The 21138-nt window shown below is 72.0% G+C and carries 19 protein-coding genes; 6 read left to right on the top strand and 13 right to left on the bottom strand.

Annotated features, from left to right (window positions below; translation table 11 throughout):
• Positions 1-142 precede the first annotated feature (142 nt).
• The 5 genes from I2W78_RS01690 to I2W78_RS01670 form a co-directional block, all read right to left on the bottom strand.
• Positions 143-1507, bottom strand: coding sequence for an FAD-dependent oxidoreductase (locus I2W78_RS01690; RefSeq protein WP_196456283.1), 1365 nt, complete (start codon positions 1505-1507; stop codon positions 143-145).
• Positions 1508-1681: 174 nt separating this feature from the next.
• Positions 1682-2722, bottom strand: a complete 1041-nt coding sequence (locus tag I2W78_RS01685) for a medium chain dehydrogenase/reductase family protein (RefSeq protein ID WP_196456281.1) — start codon at positions 2720-2722, stop codon at positions 1682-1684.
• 114 nt (positions 2723-2836) lie between these two features.
• Complete coding sequence (locus I2W78_RS01680) at positions 2837-3400, bottom strand: TetR/AcrR family transcriptional regulator (RefSeq protein WP_196456279.1); 564 nt, start codon at positions 3398-3400, stop codon at positions 2837-2839.
• Between the two features lie 45 nt (positions 3401-3445).
• The gene (locus I2W78_RS01675) at positions 3446-4336 is read right to left on the bottom strand and encodes an arginase family protein (protein ID WP_196456277.1); all 891 of its coding nucleotides are present in this window, start codon (positions 4334-4336) and stop codon (positions 3446-3448) included.
• Between the two features lie 77 nt (positions 4337-4413).
• Positions 4414-5097: a class I SAM-dependent methyltransferase gene (locus I2W78_RS01670; protein ID WP_374222629.1), complete on the bottom strand. Its 684-nt coding sequence runs from the start codon at positions 5095-5097 to the stop codon at positions 4414-4416.
• Positions 5098-5204: 107 nt separating this feature from the next.
• On the opposite strand from I2W78_RS01670, the gene I2W78_RS01665 reads away from it, so the two are divergent.
• A complete protein-coding gene (locus tag I2W78_RS01665; protein ID WP_196456274.1) occupies positions 5205-5660 on the top strand; it encodes a flavodoxin family protein in 456 nt (151 codons plus the stop codon).
• Positions 5661-5751: 91 nt separating this feature from the next.
• Here the strand turns inward: I2W78_RS01665 and I2W78_RS01660 are convergent, their stop codons facing one another.
• Complete coding sequence (locus I2W78_RS01660) at positions 5752-7023, bottom strand: hypothetical protein (protein ID WP_230885294.1); 1272 nt, start codon at positions 7021-7023, stop codon at positions 5752-5754.
• Positions 7024-7306: 283 nt separating this feature from the next.
• On the opposite strand from I2W78_RS01660, the gene I2W78_RS01655 reads away from it, so the two are divergent.
• On the top strand, positions 7307-7834 hold the full coding sequence (locus I2W78_RS01655; RefSeq protein WP_196456272.1) for a hypothetical protein: 528 nt from the start codon (positions 7307-7309) through the stop codon (positions 7832-7834).
• 57 nt (positions 7835-7891) lie between these two features.
• Here the strand turns inward: I2W78_RS01655 and I2W78_RS01650 are convergent, their stop codons facing one another.
• The 3 genes from I2W78_RS01650 to I2W78_RS40060 all read right to left on the bottom strand — a co-directional run bounded on the left by I2W78_RS01650 (position 7892) and on the right by I2W78_RS40060 (position 11806).
• Positions 7892-8455 carry a hemerythrin domain-containing protein gene (locus tag I2W78_RS01650; protein WP_196456270.1) on the bottom strand — a complete coding sequence of 188 codons (564 nt, stop codon included), beginning with the start codon at positions 8453-8455 and terminating at the stop codon, positions 7892-7894.
• A 97-nt stretch (positions 8456-8552) separates the two neighbouring features.
• On the bottom strand, positions 8553-9263 hold the full coding sequence (locus I2W78_RS01645) for a response regulator (protein WP_196456268.1): 711 nt from the start codon (positions 9261-9263) through the stop codon (positions 8553-8555).
• A complete protein-coding gene (locus tag I2W78_RS40060; protein ID WP_307783576.1) occupies positions 9260-11806 on the bottom strand; it encodes an ATP-binding protein in 2547 nt (848 codons plus the stop codon). Before I2W78_RS40060 ends, I2W78_RS01645 begins: the two co-directional genes overlap by 4 nt.
• Before the next feature lie 241 nt (positions 11807-12047).
• Between I2W78_RS40060 and I2W78_RS01630 the strand changes: the two genes are divergently transcribed.
• From I2W78_RS01630 to I2W78_RS01620, 3 genes are read left to right on the top strand one after another with little or no spacing between them, the layout of a single operon-like run.
• On the top strand, positions 12048-13031 hold the full coding sequence (locus I2W78_RS01630) for a Bug family tripartite tricarboxylate transporter substrate binding protein (RefSeq protein ID WP_307783929.1): 984 nt from the start codon (positions 12048-12050) through the stop codon (positions 13029-13031).
• Positions 13028-13567, top strand: a complete 540-nt coding sequence (locus I2W78_RS01625; protein ID WP_196456264.1) for a tripartite tricarboxylate transporter TctB family protein — start codon at positions 13028-13030, stop codon at positions 13565-13567. Before I2W78_RS01630 ends, I2W78_RS01625 begins: the two co-directional genes overlap by 4 nt.
• Before the next feature lies 1 nt (position 13568).
• Positions 13569-15068, top strand: a complete 1500-nt coding sequence (locus I2W78_RS01620) for a tripartite tricarboxylate transporter permease (RefSeq protein WP_196456262.1) — start codon at positions 13569-13571, stop codon at positions 15066-15068.
• A 59-nt stretch (positions 15069-15127) separates the two neighbouring features.
• Here I2W78_RS01620 and I2W78_RS01615 read toward each other — a convergent pair whose 3' ends face one another.
• From I2W78_RS01615 to I2W78_RS01600, 4 genes are all read right to left on the bottom strand, one after another.
• Positions 15128-16174, bottom strand: a complete 1047-nt coding sequence (locus I2W78_RS01615) for a YihY/virulence factor BrkB family protein (protein WP_196456260.1) — start codon at positions 16172-16174, stop codon at positions 15128-15130.
• 213 nt (positions 16175-16387) lie between these two features.
• On the bottom strand, positions 16388-17080 hold the full coding sequence (locus I2W78_RS01610; protein ID WP_196456258.1) for a GAF and ANTAR domain-containing protein: 693 nt from the start codon (positions 17078-17080) through the stop codon (positions 16388-16390).
• 341 nt (positions 17081-17421) lie between these two features.
• Positions 17422-18699 carry a PP2C family protein-serine/threonine phosphatase gene (locus tag I2W78_RS01605; protein ID WP_196456256.1) on the bottom strand — a complete coding sequence of 426 codons (1278 nt, stop codon included), beginning with the start codon at positions 18697-18699 and terminating at the stop codon, positions 17422-17424.
• On the bottom strand, positions 18696-20276 hold the full coding sequence (locus I2W78_RS01600; protein ID WP_196456254.1) for a sensor histidine kinase: 1581 nt from the start codon (positions 20274-20276) through the stop codon (positions 18696-18698). Before I2W78_RS01600 ends, I2W78_RS01605 begins: the two co-directional genes overlap by 4 nt.
• A 406-nt stretch (positions 20277-20682) precedes the next feature.
• On the opposite strand from I2W78_RS01600, the gene I2W78_RS01595 reads away from it, so the two are divergent.
• Positions 20683-21117, top strand: coding sequence for a response regulator (locus I2W78_RS01595; protein ID WP_196456252.1), 435 nt, complete (start codon positions 20683-20685; stop codon positions 21115-21117).
• Positions 21118-21138: the final 21 nt, after the last annotated feature.

Genomic DNA, 21138 nt, shown 5'->3' with positions numbered 1-21138 from the left:
CCACACGCTAGGTCGGCGCACCCGCCCCGGGGCCCGGCCGCGCCCGTCATGTCACAGGTCCGTAAGACCCGGGACCCGTCCGGCCGAGCACGGGAAAGGGGCCCGGCGAACCATCACCGGACCCCTCCTCGTTCGCGAACGCTTACGCGCCGCTCTCCCGGAGCATGTCCTCACGCTCGACGATCTTCACCCGCTCACGGCCCTGCGGCTCGCCCAGGGCCTTCTCGGCGGCGTCCAGCCTGTACCAGCCCTCCCACGTGGTGAAGCGGACGTTCCGCTCGGCGAGGAAGGCGTCGACGGCCTCGGGGTCCGGCGCCGACGGGGTCTGCAGACGGCTGTTGGCGAAGTCGTCCAGGAGGTTGGACACCGTCTCGTTGGCGTCGCCCTTGGTGTGGCCGATGAGGCCGACCGGGCCGCGCCGGATCCAGCCGGTGACGTACACCGACTGAAGGTGCGCGCCGCCCTCCTCGACGACCCGGCCGCCCTCGTCCGGGACCGTGCCCGAGTCGATGTCCCAGGGCAGCTTGGGCAGCTTGTCGGAGAGGTAGCCCACGGCGCGGTAGACCGCGGTGACGTCCCAGTCGGTGAACTTGCCGGTGCCCTTGACGTTGCCGGTGCCGTCCAGCTCGGTGCGCTCGGTGCGCAGGCCGACGACCTTGCCGTCCTCGCCGAGGATCTCCGTCGGCGACTCGAAGAAGTGCAGGAACAGCTTGTGCGGGCGGTCGCCGACATCGCGTATCGCCCAGTTCTCCAGCGTCTTGGCGACCATGTCGGCCTGCTTGTTGCCGCGCCGGGTCTCGATCGAGCCCTCGTCGTAGTCGATGTCCTCGGGGTCGACGATGACCTCGATGTTGGGGGAGTGGTCCAGCTCGCGCAGCTCCATCGGGCTGAACTTCGCCTGCGCCGGGCCGCGTCGGCCGAAGACGTGGACCTCCAGGGCCTTGTTGGCCTTGAGCCCCTCGTAGACGTTCGGCGGGATCTCGGTCGGCAGCAGTTCGTCCGCGGTCTTGGCGAGGACGCGGGCGATGTCGAGCGCGACGTTCCCGACACCGAGGACGGCGACCTTCTCGGCCTGAAGCGGCCAGGTGCGCGGCACGTCCGGGTGACCGTCGTACCAGGACACGAAGTCGGCGGCGCCGTAGGAGCCGTCGAGGTCGATGCCCGGGATCGGCAGCGCGCGGTCGGCCGTCGCGCCCGTGGAGAAGATCACGGCGTCGTAGAACGAGCGCAGATCGTCCAGGCTGATGTCGGTCGGGTAGTCGACGTTGCCGAAGAGGCGGATCTGGGGCTTGTCGAGGACCTGGTGAAGGGCCGTGATGATGCCCTTGATCCGGGGGTGGTCGGGGGCGACGCCGTAACGGATCAGTCCGAACGGCGCCGGCATCCGCTCGAAGAGGTCGATGGACACGCCGGGTTCGGCGGCCACGTCGGACTTGAGCAGGGCGTCGGCGGCGTAGATTCCGGCCGGGCCGGCTCCGACGATGGCTACCCGCAGCGGGCGCGTCATGATCAGGTTCCCTTCGAGCGATGACATGCGACTCGACGGGAAGCCTAAGCTAAGGCAAGCCTAACCTGGTACGCGGGTCCGGCCTATGAGCTCATAAGGGCGCCTTATGGGGTCCATAAGGCGCCCCGAGATCGACTTCAGTGGGGCGCGCGCCGGTGGGGCGGGCTCCGTGTCTCATTCTGCCTGTCCCGTGCCGGGTGCGATCACGACCTTGCCCACGACGGTCCCGGACTCGGCGTGCCGCAGCGCGGCGGCCGCCTCCACGAGCGGGTAGACCCGGTCGATCCTGGCCTCGATCGCGCCGGACCGCAGCAGCTCGAAGATCTTCGTGAGGTCCTCGCGCAACTCCGCCCGGTACCGCTCCGGATGCCGCGCCTTCCCGGCCCACAGGTTGAAGAAGTGCGCACTGCGCCCGTTGGGCAGGGCGTTCCACACGGCGAGCCTGGCGAACAGCTTGAGAACCGTGACCATGCCGCTGCCGGCCTGGTCGCGGGTCGAGGCGCTGCCGTACGAGACGAGGGTGCCGCCGGGGGCGAGCATCCGCCAGGAGCCCTCGATGCCCTTGCCGCCAACATGGTCGAAGACGGCCGCCACCCCGCGCGGCGCCAGCTCCCGGACGCGGGCGAGGGCATCTCCCCGGTAGTCGACCGGGGTGGCGCCCATGGCGGCGACCGCTTCCTGGTTGCGGGCCGAGGCGGTGCCGATGACGTGGACGCCGCTGCTGCGGGCCAGCTGGACCAGCACGCTGCCGACGCCGCCGTTGGCCCCGTGCACCACGACGGTGTCGCCGGTGGTGACCTGCGCCGTGCGGAACAGCATGCGCCACGCCGTGGCACCGTTGGTGACCAGCGTCTCGGCCTCCGCCGCCGTGAGCCCCTCCGGTACCGGCACCAGATCCGCCACGTCCAGCAGGGCGCGGTCGGCCCAGCCGCCGGTCTTGGTGAGGGCGGCGACCCGCTGCCCCACGGCCACCGGACCGGACTCGGGGGAGCCGAGCTCCTCGACGACGCCTACGAGGTCGTAGCCGGGGACGAACGGGAACTTGGGCATGTCGTAGTACTTGCCGCGCCGCATCTGCTGTTCGGCGAACGTCACGCCGCTGGCCTCCACCCGCACCAGTGCCTGGCCCGGAACGGGCCTCGGCAGGTCCCGCACCCTCAGTTCGAGGCTCTCGGGCTCTCCGGCGGCGGGGAGGACGACTTCGGTGGTCTGCATGGGTGACTCCTTACTTCGCTTTGGTGAGTGATTAGCCACTCACTCGCATGATCTGCAAATGGCGGCTGCCGGTTCGTCGAGGAATCCGGCGGCCGCCCGGGGCGGTTCGGTCGGTCAGTAGTGCGTGATGCCCGCTGCCAGCGTGCGCGTCCAGGGCGCGTCGACGGCGTCCGCGTCGATCGAGACGATCAGGTGGCAGAGCATGCCGGTGGCGAAGAACTGCTGGATCTGCTCGTCGCCGCCCCCGGAGGCGCCGCGCACGTACTCCACCGTCCGGGCGTAGCCCGCCCTGACCGTCTCCCTGATCGCCGGCTCCGAGATGGCCGCCGCCTGGGCGTGCAGCTGCACCAGCAGCAGGTCGTTGTCGCTGATCAGGCGCGCGTAGGCGTCGCCCATCGACTCCAGTACCGCCTCCGGTGCGCTCCCCCTGGCCTCGGCGGCCCCGCGTTCGAGGGCGGCGCGAACCCGGATGAAGCAGTGCTCCACGACCGCGGTGAACAGCGCCTCCTTGTTCGGGAACAGCCGGTAGACGTACGCCTGCGAGATGCCGGCCGCCTTGGCCACTTCCGTGGTGGTGGTGCCGAAGTAGCCGCGAGCCGCGAACGCTCCGATGGCGGTGCGCAGCACGGTCTCCCTGCGTTCCTCGGCGGTGGAGAGTCGGCGCTGTTCTGTCTTCATGTGAGTACTTAATCACTCACACTTTTCGGTCGTCAAGGGTGACGGTCAGCCGGCCTCCGCGCGCGCCGACAGGCCATGGCGCAGGCATGCGGTCAGGCTGGCCGCGATGCTCCCGTCGGGGTCCAGACGGGGGTTGAAGATCGTGACGTCCAGGCCGACGGCGCGCTCGTCGGCCAGGGCCGCGCTCAGCACATCCTCCAGCTCCAGCCACGTCAGTCCACCGGGCTGGCGGTAGTCGACGGCCGGCATGACCGCGTCGTCCAGGACGTCGACGTCGAGGTGCACCCAGTAGCCGGCGGGAACGCGGCCCAGCCGCTCGACCGCCTGCCGTGCGGCCGTGCCGGCGCCGACGGCACGGACGGCGTCGAGGTCCATCGCGTACAGCTCGGGCGGCAGGGGCTGCATACCGAACTGGGCGGACTCCACGGCGTCGCGGTAGCCGAGTACGACCACGTCCTCGTCGCGCACCAGGGGGCCACGGCCCGCGAGATCGGTGAGCCGCCGGGGGCCGCGGCCCGTGACCAGGGCGAGTTCCATCGAGGCGGCCTCGCCCGCGGGTTCCGCCTCCGGCTGGTAGAAGTCGGTGTGGCCGTCGAGGAACAGCAGGCCGTGCCGGCCACGCCGCTTCAGGGCGAGCAGGTTGCCGAGCAGGATGCTGCAGTCGCCGCCGAGTACGACGGGAAAGCGGCCGGAGTCGAGCACACCGCCGACCGCGTCGGCGAGCCGGAAGGAGTACTCCGCGATGCCGGTGCTGTTCAGGACCCCGGTGTCGGGGTCCCGCGTCGGGTCGTAGGCGGGCGGTTCGACCCGGCCGGCCCGCACCGCGCCGGGGACGTCCAGCAGGCCGGCGGCGAACAGGGCCGCCGGGAGGTCCTCGACGCCGGACGGCCGCAGCCCCAGGACGGACGGCGCCTCGATGATCGCCAGTTCCCGCACGTCACAGTCCCTTCGCCGGTGGGCGCCCACGGGGCCATCGTCGCGCAGAAACGCGGGCGCCGCCCGGCCGAGGACGGTCAGTCGGCCGCATCCCCGGCACGCCGGCAGTACAGGAAAAGGTGTGGCTCGGGGATCGCCTCCGGATGTGCGGGAGTGAAGACCGTGCGGTCCTGCCGGAGCACCGTGAGTCCCGCTGCGCTCGCCATCGCGGCGAAGTCCTCGGCGCCGAAGCTCGTCACCCGCACGGGCTGGCCCATGAAGACGGCCTCGACGTCCGCCACGTCCAGCGGCACGGTGGCGAGCACCAGATGACCGCCGGACCGCACCGCCCCCGCCAGCCGCCGTACGAGGGCGGACTGTTCCTCCCGGGACATCTGGAGCAGGGAGAAGTACACGCACACCGCGTCGAACGACTTTTCGGGCAGCGGCATTTCGTGGATGTCGGCACACCGGAAGGCGGCGCCCGGCACCTGCCGGGCCGCGAGATCCACCATCACCGGCGAGACATCGACGCCGAGGACGTCATGGCCCGCCTCGACGAGCCGCTGTGCCGTGGGACGCCCGGTCCCGCTGCCGACGTCCAGCACCCGGCTGCCGGGTTCCAGTCGCCCGAGCAACCACTCCAGTGACGCCTCGTGCGCCTCCGACCCCGCGAACGCCTTCTCGTACTCCGCCCCGATCGCGTCGAACGCGGTTGCGGCGGGCGGCCGGTGATCCCCGTCGGTCACGATGCTTCCCTTCATCACGGGTGTGCCGGGCATCGTTGCATTCACGGGGCGGGGTCACAACGGGGTGACTGAGGGCAGGGCGTGGCCTCCGGAGCCGGGGGCGGTTGCGGTCGGGTGGGGCGTCACGGCAGGGTGCGGGCGTGACCACCTTGTTGATCGTGCATCACACACCCTCGCCCAACTGCCAGGCCATGCTGGAAGCGGTGATCTCCGGTGCGACGACGCCGGAGATCGAGAACGTCCGGGTCGAGCGACGGGCGGCGCTGTCCGCCACGGTGTCCGACGTGCTGGCCGCCGACGGCTACCTGCTGGGCACCCCGGCGAACCTCGGCTACATGTCCGGCGCCCTCAAGCACTTCTTCGACCAGGTCTACTACCCGTGCCTGGACGAGACGCGCGGCCGCCCCTTCGGCTACTACGTGCACGGCGGCAACGACGTCACGGGCGCGGTGCGCGGCATCGAGGCGATCACGACCGGCCTGGGCTGGCGACGCACCGCCGAAGCGGTCACCGTGACCGGCGAACCGGGCCGGGCCGACATCGAGAGGTGCTGGGAACTGGGGGCGACGGTCGCGGCCGGGCTGATGGAGCCGTAGGGCCGGGCCCCGCGACGCCGGCATGATCCGAACGACAGGCCTCAGGGGCCGAGGCCGCGTACGTCCGCCCAGCCCCGGCCGGCATGCCGGATCACTCCGCCGCCCGGCTCGCCTCGGCCGTCGCATGCGGTGCCGGATAGCGCTCCGCGACCTGGACCATCAGCAGCAGGAGCAGGGCAGCCAGTGAGGCCAGCGACGCGCACACCGCGGTGAGGCCGGCGCTCCACGGTGGGGCCACCGTGAGGTCCATCGCCTGCGAGAGCCCCGCCGAATGGACCCGGCTCTCCAGAAGTCCGGCCCCCGCCAGCCCCGCCGGCAGCAGCATGCCCGCCATCAGGGCCGGGACACTGGTCCGCAGCGCCAGCACTACGGCGAGCGTCAGACACATCCCGGACATGCCGAGCGTTACCGCGAAGACGCTGAGCGGCGCGCCGTCCCGGCGCAGCGGGAAGTACGCGGCACCACACACGACGAGGGCCGCCGCGGCGAGCCAACCCGGCCAGAACACAGGCCTCTTGGGACGCGCACGCCGTATGCGCAGGGTCCGCCTGGCGCCCGGACGCGTCACCTCCGCGTCCGGCGCGGGCGCGGCGTGCGGGAAAGCGGTCACCGGTGCTGTCCCGGCGGGCGCCTGAAGGGCCGCCGCCGCTTCCGCCGCGCGCTGCCGCTCCTGGGCCAGCCGCCCGATGAGCTCCACGAGTTCCTCTATGGGCCGCCCGGTGGCCGCCGCGCGGACCGCCTCCCGTCCGCAGTGCGGCTGCAGTGCGGCCTGGTGCAGCAGCGCCATCAGCCGGGACACGTCCTCGACGCACCGCCGCTCGACCGCCGCGCGGATCGTTTCGTCCGCGCTGTCCGCCTCGCGCGGCGGCCGGGTCAACTCGACGACCAGACGGGCCACGTCCTCGACGGGACGGTCCACCCCGACCGCCCGCAGCACGGCGGTGACGGCAAGCGCGTACTCGGGTGACTGCTCCATCAGCGTGACCAGCCGGATGATCTCCTCCAGCGGCCGGTCGCTGACGGCGGCATGGACGAGGTCACCGACCGGGTCCAGGAACGCCCGGTCCGGCACTTTGCCGCTCGCCCTGGCGTCAGGTGTCCCGGGGCGCCGGCGTGCCGTGTCGTCCTCCAGCGGGCCCGCGGCTTCGAGGAATGCCGCCGTGTCGTTGCCGGCCGCCGCGCCGACGACGTACGCCGTGTCGGCGGCCGGGGTGGTACCGGTCGGCGGTTCGCCGATGGGGGCGGGACCGGGCGGCGGTCCGTAGACAGGAGCGGTACCGGGTGGCGGTTCGCCGACGAGGGCGGGCTCGCCGAAGTGTATGTGGGACGGGTTCGACTGCTGTGGTGAAGAGCGCGTGGTCATCCTCAGCTCCAAGGGAGTCGTGCGGCCGCTCCTGCGCTGCCGAAGCGCGACACGCGATGTCCCTGACCATTACTAGGACCCGCTCCGACGGCTCGCCACCCGGGTGCGGCGACCGTGTGACGCCGAGGGCGAGTGGCTCGGCGTGTGGCCGAGACCACGCCGTTGATGCGCTTCGGGTCATGTCGTGCCCCCGGGGTCGCGGGCTACCGTCTTTGCCCAGACCCCTTCCCCCTCGTACAGGGCGCGGACGTATCCCCGCGTCCAGGACTCGGACGGCTCGGCAGTGCTCGCAGATCTCTCCCCGCTCATCGCGGCGACCGCCCAGTGGCTCACGCGCGCCTACCCGGCGTCCGGTGGCGCCCTGGCCTCCGCCCTGTGCGAGGTGCAGGCGCGGCAGGCCGTGACGGTCGCGGCATGGCTGCGGTACCCGACGCAGATGGACGCCGCGCTGGTCGGAATGGCGGGGCCCGGAGGCTCCGACCGGCTCGACTGGATCGCCGGCGCGGACGCGGGCGCGGAAGCGGACCCCGAGGCCTACGCATGGCGGACCTGGGTGGACGAGGTCGTCGCCAGCTGGGCCGCGTGTCTGCTCACCGACCCCGAACTGGCCCGCCTCGCGGTGGCCGCGCTGGCCGACGGTGGTCATACGACCGGTACGCCGGCGGAGTTCCGCCGCCTGGTGGCGCCCGACGCGCACGACCGGCAGGCGGCGGCGCTGCTGCGCCACCCCGACCTCCTGGCACCGGTCGCCGAGCTCCATCAGGAGCGGCTGCTGGACCGGCTGGGGCCGGGGCGGGCGCTGATCGCCTGAGGCCGTCGCCGACGGGCGGACGGCCTCAGCGGCTCACTCGGTTCGAGTCGGTTCGGTTCACGCCCGCTTCCCGCGGCCCGTCAGCGCGTCCCGCACCCGGTCCACCAGGCCCGCGCCGGGCGCCAGCAGCTTGTTCAGCGGCGGCGTGTCCGGGGCCGACGGGTGCGGACGGGTCGGTGCCAGCTTCTTCGCCTGCCGGACCTTGTCGCCCAGCTCGTCGAGGGCCTGCGGGGGGCACGCGGCGCGCAGCTTGGGGAAGAGGTTCTCCTCCTCGTCGGCGATGTGCGCGCGGATCTCGGTCATCAGCATGCCGATGAGGCGGTCGAACTCGGGGTCGTCGGCGTCGCAGCCCTCCAGGTCCTTCATGATCTGCTCGGCCTTGGAGTGGTCGTCGATCTCCTTGTCGGCCAGGGCGTCGCCGTTCGGCACGTGCTGCCGTACCGCCGGGTAGAGGTAGGCCTCCTCGGCCACCGAGTGCCGGACCAGTTCCATCGTGGCCTGGTCGGCGTACAGCTTGCGGTCCTTGTCGCCGGGCGGCAGCCCCTCGATGCGACCGAAGAACTCCTCGACCTCACGGTGATCGGTCACCAGTTCGTCGATGACGTTTCCACCATGTCCCATGATCCTTGCCTCCTGCGTGAGCACGGCGGCTCCGGATGAGACCCGCCACGGCGTCCGAGTGCCCTGCCCCGGAGGGCTGACACCGGCGTGCCGCGCCTCACACGCGCCAGCTGTACCGCCGCTCCGGCCGTCCGGCCACGCCGTACCGCAGGGACACGTCGGCGTTGCCGGTGGTGTGGAAGTACTCCAGGTAGCGGCGGGCACTGACACGGGAGACGCCGGTGACGGTGGCGCACTCGGTGGCGGAGAGGGTGCCGTCGGCGGTGCGCAGGGCGCGCTCGACCAGTTCGGCGGTCTCCACGCTCATGCCCTTGGGCAGCCCGACGGCGGCAGGCGCGGGCGCGGCTCCGGCCAGGACCCGGTCCACGTCCGCCTGACCGCGCACGACGGTCGTCAACAGGCGACAGCGCTGGGCGACGTACCTCTCCAGGCGGGTCCGCAGGTCCTCGAACTCGAACGGTTTCAGGAGGTAGTCGACCACGCCGTGGCGTACGGCGCCGCGCACCGTGTCGGCCTCGCGGGCGGCGCTGATGACCATGACGTCGCAGTCGTGGCCCGCGGTGCGCAGCCGGGGGATGACGTCCAGGCCGAAGATGTCCGGCAGATACAGGTCGAGCAGGACCAGGTCCGGGCGGAGCTCGTCGACGGCGTCGATGGCCTGCCGGCCGCTGCTGGCGACGCCGACCACACGGAACGGGCTGACCCGTTCGACGAAGGCGCGGTGCACCCTGGCCACCATGAAGTCGTCGTCGACCACGAGGACGTCGATCGCGTCCGGCGCACCGGACGTCTCCCCTTTGCCGGTCATCGGTCCGCTCCTTCCGCCACCGCGTCGGTGAGGTGGCTGACGGTCATGCGTGCGGTGAACAGGGCGCCGTCCGGGGTGTTGCTCACCGAGATCTCCCCGCCGTGACGTTCGCAGACGAGCCGGGTCAGCGCCAGGCCGATACCGCGCTCGCCGTTCCGGGCGGCCTTGGTGGTGAAGCCGTGCGAGAACACCTCCCGGGCCAGCTCGGGCGCCACGCCGGGCCCGGAGTCGCGCACGGCGATCTCGACACTGGCGGCGTCCTGCCGCAACTCGACCTCGACCCACGCCTGATGGCTGCCGCCGGCTGGACCGACGAGGGAGGGTTCGCCGGGGCTGTCGGGCCGACGGTCGCGCGAGGCTTCCTCGCTGCCGCCGGTGTGACCGTCGCACCGGTCCTCATCCCGGTCGCCGGGGCGGCTGTCGGCTCGGGCACCGCGGGCGGATCGTCGGGTCGGCGCCCGGAACCCATCGTCAGCATCACCTGAGCGGCCGTCGGCCTCGGTCTCGTCGTCGCCGATGTCACCCGCTCGCGCCCCGCCTCGGGCCACTGCGTCCGCCCGCCGGTCGTCGGCTGGGGCTGCGCTACCGCCCGTACTGTCGTCGGCTGGGGCTGCGCTACCGCCCGTACTGTCGTCGGCTGGGGCTGCGCTATCGCCCGTGTTGTCGTCGGCTGGGGCCGTGCCGCCGCCCGTGCCGTCGTCGGCACGGCGGTCGGTCCGCGTCGCGACCTGGGCCCCGCCTCGGGCCACTGCGTCCGCCCGCCGGTCGTCGGCCGGGGCTGCGCTACCGCCCGTACTGTCGTCGGCTGGGGCTGCGCTATCGCCCGTGCTGTCGTCGGCCGGGGCCGTGCCGCCGCCCGTGCCGGCGCCGGCGCGGCGGTCGGTCCGCGTCGCGACCTGGGCCCTGCCTCGGGCCACTGCGTCCGCCCGCCGGTCGTCGGCTGGGGCTGCGCTACCGCCCGTACTGTCGTCGGCTGGGGCTGCGCTACCGCCCGTGCTGTCGTCGGCTGGGGCTGCGCTATCGCCCGTGCTGTCGTCGGCTGGGGCTGCGCTATCGCCCGTGCTGTCGTCGGCTGGGGCTGCGCTATCGCCCGTGCTGTCGTCGGCCGGGGCCGTGCCGCCGCCCGTGCCGGCGCCGGCGCGGCGGTCGGTCCGCGTCGCGACCTCGTTCGTTTCGCGCCCGTTCCCTCGCACCCCGCCCGCCCCGCACGCCGCCGCATCCACCGCGTTGTCCACCAGGTTGCCCACCACCGTCGCCACGTCCGCCGCGTCCTGAGGTGTCAGGCGGTCGAGGGCCGTGTGGTCCGAGATGCGCAGGTGGACCTTGCGTTCGGCGGCCTGGGAGGACTTCGCCATGAGGAGGGCCGCCACGGTGGTGTCGCGGACGCGGCGGCTGAGGGTGATGTCCAGGGACTGGCGGCGCTGGTTCAGGGCGCGGATGTAGCGCACCACCTCCGCCTGCTCGCCGATCTGGATCAGCCCGGAGATGGTGTGCAGCTGGTTGGCGAACTCGTGCGCCTGGGCGCGCAGCAGCTCGGAGGAGCTGCGGAAGGAGCCGATCTCCCGCTCCAGCCGGGCCAGTTCGGTACGGTCCCGCAGTGTGGTGACCGAGCCGAGCAGCCGCCCGTCCTTGCGTACCGTCATCCGGTTCATCACCAGGACCCGCCCGTGCCGGACGACGACCTCGTCCCGCTTGTCGGCCGTGCCGCCCCGGTCCCCGGCCAGCACGTCCCGCAGCCGCCCCTCGACACCGAGGTCGGCCAGGCTCCGCCCCACGCAGTCCTCGGGCAGGTCGAGCAGCCGCCGCCCCATCTCGTTCACCAGCGTGAGCCGGTGCTGCGGATCCAGGGCGACCACGCCCTCCGCGATCCCGTACAGCATCGCCTCCCGGTGCTCGGCCAGCCCGGCGATCTCCCGGGGTTCCAGGCCGAGCGTCTGCCGCTTGACCCGCCGGGCCAGCAGCAGCGAGCCGGCCAGCCCCAGCCCGCTGGCGATGCCCAGATACGCCAGGAGATACGAGGAGGCGCCGCTGAGGCGCTGCCAGACGGTGGGGGAGGCCTCGCCAATCATCACCGTACCCAGGTGCTGCCCGAGGTTCTCCCGTGTCGCGCCCAGCACCGGCACCTGGGCCACCCGCTCACGCCCGCCGTCCAGCGTCAGCTCGCCCGACCAGCCGCGCCCCTTCACGGCGCCGTCCCCGAGCGGCAGCGCCTTGCCGATCGCCGTCGGGTCGGTGGAGCTCACGATCCGCCCGTCCGCGTCCGCCACCGTCACCGAGGTCACCCCGGACTGCGACTGCGTGGCGTTCACCAGCGGCGCCAGCGCCTCCCTCGGCAGTGGCAGCACCAGCTGGCCGCGCACCAGCGGATTCGCCGCCACCTGCTCGGCCAGCGCGCTGACCCGGCGGCCCTCCACCCGGTCGAAGGTCGCCTCGGACTGGGCCAGCGAGACCGCCGCGACCGCGACCAGTACGACCACCACGATGGCGAGCTGGAGCACCAGCATCTCGCCGGCGAGGGTCTGACGACGGAAGGTGGCGACCACGACGTACTCGATCTCCGAGGGGAGGCTTCAGGGGCGGGGTCGACCCATCATGGCCTCCACCTGGGCCGAGGGAAAGAGATCGGCCGGCGGCGAGGTAACCGCCGTTGACACAAAGACCAAAACCTTCGTTGGTTCCGCAAGCGGGACAGTTCGTTTACGCGGGTGCAACATGTGGCCCACCTCACCCTCCCCCACAGGGCTTTCCCCAACCGCATCGACCAACCGACAGGTGGTGGCACTCGTGCGCCTGCGCACCCCCCTCGCCCTGTTCGGGGCCGCCGTGCTCGTCCTCCTCGGACCGCCGTTGCTGACCACCGGCAGCGGCTCCGAGACCGGCACCCAGATCCCCGGCCTGCGCTTCATGGTCCCCAACACGCCCGGCGGCGGTTACGACATCACCGCCCGTACGGCCGCGAAGAACGCGGAGGACGCCGGACTCACCCCCAACATCGAGGTGTTCAACCTGCCAGGCGCCGGCGGCACCGTCGGCCTCACCCGCCTGGTCAGCGAGCACGGCAACGGCAAGCTCGCGATGTCGATGGGGCTCGGCGTCGTCGGCGCCGTCCGCTCCAACGACGCGCCCAAGACCCTCTCCGACACCACCCCGATCGCCCGCCTCACCGAGGAACAGGACGTCGTGGTGGTCGCCAAGGACTCGCCGTACCGGACGATCGACGACCTCGTCGCCGCCTGGAAGGCCGACCCCGGCAAACTCCCGGTCGGCGGCGGCTCCTCACCCGGCGGCCCCGACCACCTCGCGCCGATGCTGATGGCGCGGGCCGCCGGGATCTCTCCGAAGCAGGTCAACTACATCCCGTTCGACGGCGGCGGCGAACTCCTCGCCTCCATCCTCGGCAACAAGGTCGCCTTCGGCGTCTCCGGCGTCGGCGAGTACCTCGACCAGATCAAGGCGGGCGAGCTGCGCCTCCTCGCGGTCACCGGCCCCGAACGGGTCGACGGCCTGGACGCGCCCACCCTCCAGGAGGCCGGCTACGACGTGAACTTCACCAACTGGCGCGGCATCGTCGCCCCGCCCGGCCTGACCGACGCCGAGCGCGACAAACTCGTCCGCCTCATCGAGGAACTCCACGACTCACCCGAGTGGCAGGCGTCCCTGAAGCAGAACGGCTGGGACGACGCCTTCCTGTCCGGCGAGAAGTTCGGGGACTTCCTGGACGCCCAGGACCAGCGTGTGGTCTCGGTACTGAAGGAGCTGGGACTGTGACCACTCAGACCACCGACGTCCCCCCGGCGCCCGCCTCGCCCCGCCGTTCCTGGCTGCGCGACCACTCCGAACTCGGCGTCAGCGTCCTGCTGCTGGCCCTCGGCGTGCTCGTCCTCACCGACGCGCTCACCATGGACGTCGACATCGCCCAGCGCGGCCCCGTCGGCCCCAAGACCGTGCCGATCGTCGTGGGCGCCGGGCTGCTGCTCATCGCCGCCCTGCTCGCCGTCGACGTCCTGCGCGGCGGCCGTGGCCAGGCCGAGACCGGCGAGGACATCGACCTGTCCGAACCCGCCGACTGGCGTACGGTCCTGCTGCTCGCCGGTGTGTTCCTGGGCGCCGCCGTCCTCATCGAACCCCTCGGCTTCCCCGTCGCGGGCGCCCTGCTCTTCTGGGGCGCGGCCTTCTCCCTCGGCAGCCGCCGCCTCGACCGCGACCCGCTCATCGCGGCCGTGCTGTCCCTCGTCACCTACGCCGTCTTCAACAACCTGCTCGGAGTGCCGCTGCCCGGTGGCCCCCTGATGGGAGCGCTGTGAGATGAACGCCCTCAACTCCCTGCTGGACGGCTTCGGCACGGCGCTGACCCCGATCAACCTGCTCTGGGCCGCCCTCGGTGTGCTGCTCGGCACCGCGATCGGCGTCCTGCCCGGCATCGGCCCGGCCATGGCCGTCGCGCTGCTGCTGCCGGTAACGTACGGACTCGACCCCATCGGCGCGTTCATCATGTTCGCGGGCATCTACTACGGCGCCATGTTCGGCGGTTCGACGACCTCGATCCTGCTCAACACGCCCGGCGAGAGCGCCGCCGTGGTCGCCGCGATGGAAGGCAACCCGATGGCCAAGTCGGGGCGCGGCGCACAGGCGCTGGCGGCCGCCGCCGTCGGCCACTTCGCCGGCGGCATGGTCGGCACGATCCTGCTGGTCGCGCTCGCCCCGACGGTCGCCCGGCTCGCCGTCGACATCGGCGCGCCCGACTACTTCGCCATCATGGTGCTCGCCTTCATCGCGGTGACGTCCGTCCTCGGCTCCTCCCGCATCCGGGGCCTCGCGTCCCTGCTCATCGGGCTGACGCTGGGCCTGGTCGGCCTGGACCAGATGACCGGCCAGCAGAGACTCACCTTCGGCTCGCTCCAGCTCGCCGACGGCATCGACGTCGTGATCGTCGCGGTCGGCCTGTTCGCGATCGGCGAGGCCCTGTGGGTCGCCGCCCATCTGCGGCGCCGGGCCGGCGAGCCGATCCCGGTGGGCCGCCCGTGGCTCGGCCGCGGCGATGTGCGGCGCACCTGGAAGTCCTGGCTGCGCGGCCCGTTCATCGGCTTCCCCTTCGGCGCGATCCCCGCGGGCGGCGCCGAGATCCCCACCTTCCTCTCCTACGTCACCGAAAAGCGTCTGTCGAAGCACAAGGACGAGTGGGGCAAGGGCGCCATCGAGGGCGTCGCCGGACCCGAGTCCGCGGCTTCGGCCTCGGCGGCGGGCACCCTGGTGTCGATGCTGACGCTGGGCCTGCCGACCACGGCGGTCGCCGCGGTCATGCTGGCCGCCTTCCAGCAGTACGGCATCCAGCCCGGCCCGCTGCTCTTCGAACGCGAGCCCGAGCTGGTGTGGGGCCTGATCGCCTCGCTGTTCGTCGGCATGGTGCTGCTGCTCGCCCTCAACCTGCCGCTCGCGCCGCTGTGGGCGAAGCTGCTGCGCATTCCGCGGCCGTACCTGTACGCGGGGATCCTGTTCTTCGCGGCGGTCGGGGCGTACGCGGTCGGCGGCGAGGTCGTCGACCTGGTGATCCTGCTGATCATCGGCCTGATCGGGTTCGGCATGCGCCGCTACGGGCTGCCGGTGCTGCCCGCCGTCATCGGCGTCATCCTCGGCCCCAACGCCGAGCAGCAGCTCCGCCGCGCCCTGCAGATCAGCGACGGCAGCGTCACCGGGCTGGTCAACACGCCGTTCGCGGTGACCGTGTACGCGGTGGTCGTCGTACTGCTGGCGTGGCCGCTGCTGAAGCGGCTCGTACGCCGGGACCGCGGCGCGGTGTCGTCGTAGCCGAACGTCCAGGGGCCGGGCCGCCGTCATCACGGCCCGGCCCCTGGAAGCGGCGCTCACTATGTGCTGTCCATCCTCCGCCGGTCCTGCTCGTCCCAGGCGCGGGTGTCGCGCGGCTCGGTGTACGGCTCGGCCTCCGGGGGGTGGCCGCCGGCGATGGCTCGTTGACGTGCGGTTTCGGCGTCGAACTCCAGGCCGAGCAGGATGGCCAGATTGGTCACCCACAGCCAGATGAGGAAGACGATGACACCGGCCATGGTGCCGTACGTCTTGTTGTACGAGCCGAAGTTGGCGACGTAGAAGGCGAAGCCCCCGGAGGCGATCATCCAGACCAGCAGCGCCAGGAAGCTGCCCGGGGTGATCCAGCGCCACCCCCTGACCTTGGCGTTCGGGCTGGCCCAGTACAGGATCGCGATCATGACCGTGACCAGGAGGACCAGCACCGGCCACTTGGCGATCGACCAGACCGTCAGCGCGGTGTCGCCGAGGCCCAGGGCGTCCCCGGCCCGGCGGGCCAGACCGCCGCTGAAGACCACGATCACCGCACTGATCACCGCCAGCACCATCAGGACGACGGTCAGCCCGAGGCGCACCGGCAGGATCTTCCAAATCGGCCGGCCCTCGGGGATGTCGTATACGGCGTTCGAGGCGCGCATGAAGGCCGCCACATAGCCCGACGCCGACCACACCGCCAGCACGAGGCCGACGACGGCCACGATCGAGCCGATGCCTGCGGTGTTCTGCAACTGCCGCACGGCCTGGGTGATGATGTCGCGGGCGGCGCCGGGCGCCAACTGCTGGAGGTTGTCCAGCAGCCGGTCCGTGACCGACCTCCCCGTGATGCTCAACAGCGACACCAGCACCAGCAGCGCCGGGAACAGCGACAGCACCGCGTAGTACGTCAGTGCGGCCGCCCGGTCGGTGAGCTCGTCGTCCTTGAACTCGCGCAGGCTGCCCTTCAGCACCGCGCCCCACGACTGCCTCGGCAGCTTCGTGGGTGTGTCGGGCGCCGCCCGTTCCACCTCCGGCCCGGGCCCGGGCTCCTCGGGCGCCGGACTCTCTCCGGTGCGGTGATCCTTATGCCCTGGGAGATGCAGCTTCGCCATGGCCGCCGAGTAACCCGTGACCGCCGTCCTAAGAGTGCCCGGCTGCGGGGTCGTGGCCGAACACGGCGGTGCCGTGGCTCTGGTCCGAACCACGACACCTGACGAAGCCGATTCCGCGGCACCGGTTTCGTCTGCCTTCCAGGTACCCCCGCTCGCGCGCGGCTGAATCGCCTTTGCCGAACATCGCGGCCCGGCATTCCGGACGAGCCGGGGTCAGGGCTCCTGGACGGCCCTGGTGCGAATGGACTGAGCGACGTCGCGGAGCTTGACGTTGTGCGTCTGGGAGATGCGCCGGAGTACGTCGAAGGCCTCGTCCTCGCTCAGGTGGTGCCGCTCGCGCAGGATGCCCATGGCCTCGCCGATGGCGTGCCGGGTGTCCAGGGCGTGTTCGAGCTGGTCGACCGTGCGGGCGCTGGCCAGGGCGATGGCGGCGTGCGAGGCGAGCAGCCAGCCGGCCGTTTCCGTCTCGGGGGTGAAGGCGCCGGGGCGGCGGGAGTAGAAGTTCAGCGCGCCGAAGTCGTCGTCCCGGGTGTAGAGCAGGAAGCCCATCATGCTGCCCACGCCCAGGTCGCGGGCGGCGGGGGCGAAGCGCGGCCAGTCGGGCTGCGGCTTGGTCATGTCGGTGATCCGGAACAGCCGCTCACCGTTGGTGCGGCGGGCGGCGTCGAAGCACGGCCCCTCGCCGAGCTCGCCCTGCAACCGGTCGGACTCCTCGACGATGTCTCCGTACGCGGCCAGCGTCACCGCGCGGCCCTTGCGCAGGGCCAGGACACCGGCCGCGTCGCATCCGTCGAGCAGCCCGACGCCCCGCTCGGCGATCGCGTCGAGCGTCTCCTGCGTGGAACCCTGTGCCAGCAGATGCCGGGAGAATTCGGCCATCTGTTCGGCGAACGCGCGCCAGTCCATCCGTGTCCACCGTCCAGCTCGTCGTACCTTCGCGTCGGAAGGAGCCCGAAGGCCGACCGCCGGGACCCGCCCGCCGGACCCGGCCACCGCCCGTCCCGGCCGCGGCGCCGACCGAGCACCGGCTCGGCTGCCCTGCCCGCAGCCTACCGCCGGACAGCGCCCCACGTGCGCCGCAGCCGATCACGCCCCACCGCACCGGACCGCCCCGCCGGGTGCTGCCCCCGGGCCGACCTGCCGTCTTCCTGACATGCCACCCCACCGATCCCTACCTCGCGACGGCATCCAGCGCCGACCGGCGCATCCCGCCCGTCGGCCGTCGCAGGTCCGTAGGCGCCGGAGCGTCAGTGTCTCCCCACCCGACCGTTCGGCTGTCTCCCCACCCCACCGTCCGGCTGCGCCGGCACCGTGCGCTGCCCGGCCCCGGCCCCGCCCGTCCCGGAGCTTCGCAGTGCTGTCCAGTCGAGGCGCAGGATGGCCAGGTCGTCCGTGTGGCGCTCGGCGTTGAGGCCGCGGACCCGGCCGATCAGCTGGTCGAGATGCTTGCCGGGATCCGACTCCCGGGACTCGTCGAGGATGCGCAGCAGCCCTTCGACACCGAGCCGCGCGCCGGCGTCGCCCTCGTAGCCCTCGATCAGGCCGTCGGTGTACGCGATCAACGCGCCGTCCGGCGGCAGCGGCACGGTCGTCGACGGCCACTGCCCGAGGCCGGGGACGATGCCGAGGGCGATGCCGTGCGGGGCGGCCACGACCTCGGCGCCGGCGGGACCGACGAGCAGCGGCTCGTGGTGGCCCACCAGGTGCAGGGTGACCGTGGCCGCCGCCGGGTCGAGGGTGATGAGCGTGCAGGTGGTGAAGAGGTCGCTGCCCGTGCGCTCCGCCGTGTGGATCTGCTCCAGCAGGTGCAGCAGCCGGCGGTCGCGGTGGCCGCCCAGCGTCAGCGCCCGCCAGGCGATCCGCAGACAGACGCCGAGGGCGGCGGCGTCCGGTCCGTGCCCGCTGACGTCGCCGATGATCGCGTGGATCTGCCCGTCGTCGGTCTGTACGACGTCCAGGAAGTCGCCGCCGAGCAGTGCCTGTTCCCGCCCGGGGAGATAGCGGCTGGTGGCGGTGACGGAGGCCGTGGACAGGATCGGTGTGGGCAGCAGGCCGCGCTCCAGCCGGGCGTTCTCCTGGGCGCGCAGCCGACCGACCTGCAGGTCGGCGCTGGCCCGCTCGGCCTGCTTGCGCTGGACGGCGTACCGGACGGCCCGCTGCAGAAGGTCCGGGTCGACCTTTCCCTTGACGAGGTAGTCCTGGGCGCCGGCCGCCAGCGCGTCCACTCCCGCGTGCGACTCGGCCAGGCCGGTGAGCACGATGACCGCCGCGGGCGTGTCCGTCCGCTGGATCGCCTCGACCGTGCCGAGGCCGAGGGCGTCGGGCAGGTGCAGGTCCAGCAGCACACAGTCGAAGTGACCTGCCATGAGCCGGCCTCGCGCCTCGGCGAGAGTCCGGCACCGCACGAGGGTGTGCGGGAGTGCCGTGTCGTACAGCAGTTCCTCGACCAGCAGGGCATCGCCGTCGTCGTCCTCGACCAGCACGATGCGGTAGGGCGTCTCCTGCTCGACGGCTGACTCTGTCACGTATGTGCCTCTCGCGCGCCGTCCGCCGCGGCGGAATGCTCAACGGGAAGGGTGAACACGACACGGGTACCGCCCGTGTGCTCGGGGTCGATCCAGATCGTTCCGCCGTGGAACTCCACGACCTTCTTGCACATGGCCAGCCCGATTCCGGTGCCGGGATACGCGTCCCGGGTGTGCAGCCGCTGGAAGAGGACGAAGACCTTCTCCTGGAACTCGGGGGCGATGCCGATGCCGTTGTCCGTCACGGCGAACTCCCAGAGGCCGTCGTCGGTGGTGGCGACGCTGATCCGGATGTCCGGGGACCGGTCGGGCCGGCGGAACTTGAGGGAGTTCGACAGCAGGTTCTGCCAGAGCATGCCCAGTTGGGTCGCGTCGCCGACGACCTTGGGCAGCGGATCGTGCCCGATCTCCGCACCGCTCTCCTCGATCGCCACACTGAGGTTGTCCAGCGTGCGGCCGACGACGTCCTCCAGGTCGACCTCCTCGTGGTCGTTGAGTACCCGCCCGACCCGGGAGAACGCCAGCAGGTCGTTGATCAGCACCTGCATACGGTTGGCCCCGTCGACCGCGAACGCGATGTACTGGTCGGCCCGCTCGTCGAGTTGACCGCCGTACCGCCGCTGCAGCAACTGGGTGAAACTGGAGACCTTCCGCAGCGGCTCCTGGAGGTCGTGCGAGGCGACGTACGCGAACTGCTCCAGCTCGGTGTTGGAGCGTTGCAGATCGGCGGCCTGCTCATCGAGCAGTCGGCGCGACTGCTCGCTGAATTCGAGTTCCTCCAGCAGGCGCCCGCGCATCGATTCCACGTCGGAGCCCAACTGCCGCAGATCGGCGGGGCCGGTGATGGCGATGGGCTGGTCGAAACGGCCCTTGGCCACTTCCCGCGCCGTGTGTCCGAGCCGGCTCAGCGGAGTGGTTATGCCGCGCCGCAGCGCCTCGAAGACCAGCACGGCGACCAGCGCGATGACCAGCGCGATCACCGTGAACGTCCAGTTGCGCAGACTCGTGGCCCGCCGCAACTCACGGGACGCGGCGGCCCGTTCCTGCTCCAGATGCGTCTGCTGCGTGGTCAGCGCCCGGCGCAGGGCGTCGAAGCCGGCCTTGCCCGCCTCGGTCCGGGACGCGGCCAGCGACACGGCGCGGTCCGGGTCGGCGTTGGCGATGGGCAGGGCGACGCGCTCCTGCCAGCGGCCCGACAGCCGCCGAACGGTCGCCAGATCGTCACGGGCGCGCGGATCGTCCGCCAGGAGCGTCCCCAGCCGCCGCAGCGTGTCCTTCTCCTCGGACACCCCCTGCGCATACGGCTGGAGGAAGTCCCGCTGTCCGGACAGGCCGTAACCGCGGACGCCGGTCTCCTGGTTGACCAGCGCGGTCTCCAGCCGTACCGCGTACGTCAGCGCGGGCAGCCGCCGGTCCACGATCTGCTCGGTCAACTGGGTGGTCCGGGTCATCGCCCACGTTCCCAGCGAGCCCAGCACGGCCAGGACGGTCAGCGTGACGGCGACGCTCACCCGCAGCCAGCGGCGGGTGCTCCAACCGGCCGTGGCGTTGCGGGTGCCGGGCGGCTGCTCGTTCATCACGGCCTGTTGAGCTCCTTCGTCTGCGACGGGGCCGCGTCGAGGGCCCGTAGGGAACGCACCTTGTCCACGTCCGACAACAGCTGTTGTCGCGCCATGTGACGGCCCCTTAGGGTAGTTGCCATGTCTGCCTCCCACTTCTCTGTTCCCAGAGGTGAAGGAGAGATGACGCCCGCTCGGCACGAGACGACGTCCTCGCCCAACTGCACGTGCCGTTCCAGGTGGAGCGGGTCGCACAGCAGCCGGCAGACAGGGCCGCCCGCGCCGCGGCGGCGGCCGGTGCGGGCTGTCCCGAGATCGGCCGGGCCTCGGGCATGAGCCGGCAAGGAGCCCGGCGCCGCCGACCCGGCCTGATCACCAGCGGCACCCCACGTCAAACCCCTTCCGCCCCCCGGAGTTCATAGCCATGTCCGTCCCCGCCCCCACCCGCCCCCACGACGTGCTGCTGGTCGAGGACGACATCGCCGACGCGATGCTCATCCAGGACGCCCTGGCCGAGCGCGGCGCCCGCAACCTCACCCAGGTCGCCGACGGCATCGAGGCCCTGGAGTATCTGCGCGACCCGGCGAACCCGCGCCCCGACCTGATCGTCCTCGACCTCAACATGCCCCGCATGAACGGCCGGGAGTTCCTGGCCGTGGTCAAGGAGGACGCCGATCTGCGCACGATTCCGGTGGTGGTGCTCACCACGTCCTCGGCGCCCGACGACGTGTCCGGCGCCTACCGCCACCACGCGAACGCCTATGTGACCAAGCCGGTCAACCTGGAGGAGTTCGAGGAGGCGGTGCGCAGCATCGACACGTTCTACCTGGACGTGGCGGTGAAGCCACCGCGGATGTGACACCCGGCAACGACTCCTGCG

The sequence above is a fragment of the Streptomyces spinoverrucosus genome, from assembly GCF_015712165.1.
In the GTDB taxonomy this organism is placed as follows: Bacteria; Actinomycetota; Actinomycetes; order Streptomycetales; family Streptomycetaceae; genus Streptomyces; species Streptomyces spinoverrucosus_A.
Note: the sequence above shows the minus strand (reverse complement) of the source record. Positions and strands in the feature narration are given on the sequence as shown.

Bases quoted from the DNA above. Each gene is read 5' to 3' on its own strand.
- I2W78_RS01600 (WP_196456254.1), bottom strand. From the start codon at position 20,276: ATGAACGAGCAGCCGCCCGGCACCCGCAACGCCACGGCCGGTTGGAGC.
- I2W78_RS01610 (WP_196456258.1), bottom strand. From the start codon at position 17,080: ATGGACTGGCGCGCGTTCGCCGAACAGATGGCCGAATTCTCCCGGCAT.
- I2W78_RS01620 (WP_196456262.1), top strand. From the start codon at position 13,569: ATGAACGCCCTCAACTCCCTGCTGGACGGCTTCGGCACGGCGCTGACC.
- I2W78_RS01645 (WP_196456268.1), bottom strand. From the start codon at position 9,263: ATGACCGGCAAAGGGGAGACGTCCGGTGCGCCGGACGCGATCGACGTC.
- I2W78_RS01690 (WP_196456283.1), bottom strand. From the start codon at position 1,507: ATGACGCGCCCGCTGCGGGTAGCCATCGTCGGAGCCGGCCCGGCCGGA.
- I2W78_RS01615 (WP_196456260.1), bottom strand. From the start codon at position 16,174: ATGGCGAAGCTGCATCTCCCAGGGCATAAGGATCACCGCACCGGAGAG.
- I2W78_RS01660 (WP_230885294.1), bottom strand. From the start codon at position 7,023: ATGACCACGCGCTCTTCACCACAGCAGTCGAACCCGTCCCACATACAC.
- I2W78_RS01680 (WP_196456279.1), bottom strand. From the start codon at position 3,400: ATGAAGACAGAACAGCGCCGACTCTCCACCGCCGAGGAACGCAGGGAG.
- I2W78_RS01685 (WP_196456281.1), bottom strand. From the start codon at position 2,722: ATGCAGACCACCGAAGTCGTCCTCCCCGCCGCCGGAGAGCCCGAGAGC.
- I2W78_RS01650 (WP_196456270.1), bottom strand. From the start codon at position 8,455: ATGGGACATGGTGGAAACGTCATCGACGAACTGGTGACCGATCACCGT.
- I2W78_RS01670 (WP_374222629.1), bottom strand. From the start codon at position 5,097: ATGCCCGGCACACCCGTGATGAAGGGAAGCATCGTGACCGACGGGGAT.
- I2W78_RS01595 (WP_196456252.1), top strand. From the start codon at position 20,683: ATGTCCGTCCCCGCCCCCACCCGCCCCCACGACGTGCTGCTGGTCGAG.